Origin of the sequence: Okeania sp. SIO2F4, from assembly GCF_010672385.1 — a bacterium.
Taxonomy (GTDB): Bacteria; Cyanobacteriota; Cyanobacteriia; order Cyanobacteriales; family Microcoleaceae; genus Trichodesmium.
On sequence record NZ_JAAHGT010001304.1, the window covers coordinates 1 to 1,859 of the forward strand.

The 1,859-nt window shown below is 35.4% G+C and carries 2 protein-coding genes, 1 rRNA gene and 2 pseudogenes; all 5 read right to left on the bottom strand.

Going from position 1 to position 1,859, the window contains the following annotated elements; translation table 11 throughout:
* Positions 1-137, bottom strand: a pseudogene (locus tag F6K22_RS39875) (carboxylating nicotinate-nucleotide diphosphorylase); the annotation flags it as partial.
* A gap of 97 nt (positions 138-234) precedes the next feature.
* Positions 235-621 carry a tellurite resistance TerB family protein gene (locus F6K22_RS39880; protein ID WP_293110600.1) on the bottom strand — a complete coding sequence of 129 codons (387 nt, stop codon included), beginning with the start codon at positions 619-621 and terminating at the stop codon, positions 235-237.
* Between the two features lie 303 nt (positions 622-924).
* Positions 925-1,041 (bottom strand): 5S ribosomal RNA (gene rrf / locus F6K22_RS39885).
* A gap of 249 nt (positions 1,042-1,290) precedes the next feature.
* The gene (locus F6K22_RS39890) at positions 1,291-1,662 is read right to left on the bottom strand and encodes a hypothetical protein (RefSeq protein WP_293110602.1); all 372 of its coding nucleotides are present in this window, start codon (positions 1,660-1,662) and stop codon (positions 1,291-1,293) included.
* Between the two features lie 74 nt (positions 1,663-1,736).
* Positions 1,737-1,859, bottom strand: a pseudogene (locus F6K22_RS39895) (iron-sulfur cluster biosynthesis transcriptional regulator SufR); the annotation flags it as partial.

A 1,859-nucleotide genomic window follows, 5' to 3' on the forward strand; every position in this document is an offset into this window, starting at 1 on the left:
TAATGACCTGTTCCTAAGATTATCTCATCTCCTACAAATAGGCCAGAAGTTGTGCGATCGCCCCTGCCAATATCTTCTAGCAGCCAATCTTTTAATAAATTGTCTAATATTATTTTTGGTGGTATAACCGCTTTCATAGTTTTGCCTAAAGAGAGTTGGTTTACACTGAGATATCAATCATTTTGTGTAAATCCAACCTCTAAGTAGAATATATTAAGTTAATTCCGACTATAATTATAATCTCTCTGTCTCCAACAATGCTCTCCGCATAGCATTTAGGCTTTCTTCGTGATCTACCAGACGGTTTAGAGCTAATACAATATTATCAGGAACTCCTAAACGTTTAGCTGCTTTTTTGACTGCCATTTGTTCTTGATCGGCAAATTCCAAATCTGCTCTACACATTTGAATGGCATCAAAAATTAATGTCCTAGGAACACTAAAAGGCACATCACATTTATTAATATCAGGAATTAGCTCTTCCAAGTTAGCATTTTTATAGTCAAATACTTTGTATGCCTCAATAATTTCTTCTGGCACATTTATAGAACGTTGATGATTTATCAACCAATTCATTTCTGCTTCGCTAACTTCTCCATCTGCTCCAGCAATAGTCAACATCGCATAGCCATATTTAATAGTAGCTATTTCCTCAGCATAGGATCAACCATATGTTTTTTGATAAAATTCAGGAAATTCTACTTTTTTTCCAGATAAATCGCTCATAGTTATTAGTCATCAGAAATGAGATTCTTGTTGATAAGAATATCAATATCATAACTATAATCTCATTTTTGTTTATAATTGTTTCAACATCTTGATGACAGTACGGACGTTCCACTGAAAACCGCATAAGTAAGTTAAATTAATAAATAAAAAACAAAGGTTCTCTCGTATCGCTGAGAGAACCTTTGTTTATATTTAACCTGGCATCGTGCTATTTTACCGGGCAGCTACCCACCGAGTATCTTCGCCACTCTAGCGTTTCACTTCCGAGTTCGGGATGGATCGGAGTGGTTCCACTACGTCATAGACACCAGGAAAAGCTAATAATAATTAGTTAATTATATTTGCCTTTAAGCTTTTAACTCATCAGGCGCTTTCTTTTCCTTACATTTATTACTATAAATACCTTTTCTATAAATGTCAACCCCCTAAGCAAAATTTTTTTTCCGCCCCAAACTTTCAGCTCAAATCGTCCATTTTTCCTAAACTGCCAAACCCAAAAAAGCGTTCATCTCCTAATCATCCGTATATCCGTACCAAAAATCCTTGTCTAGCTTTCCTTCTTTACTCAATTTTGCCTTTTTTCTCGAACCATTTAACCACCTCTGGGACTGTTAAATGCTGAAGTGGTACAGCAGATTCTTGAGCAACCTGCTTTAAAGGAGATAACGAGGCCATCACCAATCTAGTAAAGAAGTTCTCAAAATTAGCGTCTATATCTAAATTTGGCTTCAGATTTTCATCGTTTTTAATCCAAATTTTCACCTGTTCGGCAGGTATTTCCTCTGGAGTCAAACCTGTTTCAGCTGCTATTTGCCTTAAACACCTCAAAGAATAAATTGCCAATCGCGTTGAAAACTTATCCTTGGAAGTTAGGAGCGCTCCATCAACTTGAGCAGACTCCTCTGGCGTTAAAAATTCCATAGATTGTTGCATATTAACTTTTGATTTTATATTTTTTTTGACTGACAAGAAAATTTATACAACCCTGATAAATATATTTTTATTTTTTATTTTTTAGTAATTAAATAACCACAACGATGTTCTCCATTAACAATCCAATGAGTTCTCTCCACAGTACAATCATGCAGTACAGCACCAAACATCTCTAACTCATGGCCACAAACACTGGG

What these genes read in the sequence shown, in the direction of transcription:
- F6K22_RS39880 (WP_293110600.1), bottom strand. Translation starts at nt 621, where the DNA reads ATGTTGACTATTGCTGGAGCAGATGGAGAAGTTAGCGAAGCAGAAATG.
- F6K22_RS39890 (WP_293110602.1), bottom strand. Translation starts at nt 1,662, where the DNA reads ATGCAACAATCTATGGAATTTTTAACGCCAGAGGAGTCTGCTCAAGTT.